At 41.7% G+C, this 420-nt stretch carries 1 pseudogene; it reads right to left on the reverse strand.

Features of this window, described 5'->3' with window-relative positions:
- Positions 1 to 420 (reverse strand): annotated as a pseudogene (locus tag EBL85_RS16905) (hypothetical protein); the annotation flags it as partial.

The following is a 420-nucleotide window of genomic DNA, read 5'->3' on the forward strand; positions in this document are numbered from 1 at the left end:
AGAGGTTATACATAACGTATTTAAGTAATGTATCACTACCTAGAAACTCAAACTCACTTCTCGCATCCAGCGATATGGCAAATCGATCAGTGGCACGTTTATAACTGAAGCTTTCAATTGCCCGTTCAACGACCGAGTGAACTGAATATTTTTTGAAGCTAGAACGAGAAACTCGATTTTCATCAATCGAAGTTAGCAATAAATCGATGGTTTCATTACCCGATTGGATAATGTTCATTGCATCCTGACTCACTTCACGTAATAAGGTGACATCCTCTACACTCATGACGTACTGCTCTTTTCCTGCCTCTTTCATGTTGGGCAAGATCGACTGGATAACATCTATTGAAGTGCAAAGCCCACTCAACGGGTTACGCATTTCATGTGCAATCCCTGCCCCGAATGATTTTGCCAGCGAGA

Source organism: Marichromatium sp. AB32 (assembly GCF_003718675.1).
GTDB classification, from domain to species: domain Bacteria; phylum Pseudomonadota; class Gammaproteobacteria; order Chromatiales; family Chromatiaceae; genus Marichromatium; species Marichromatium gracile.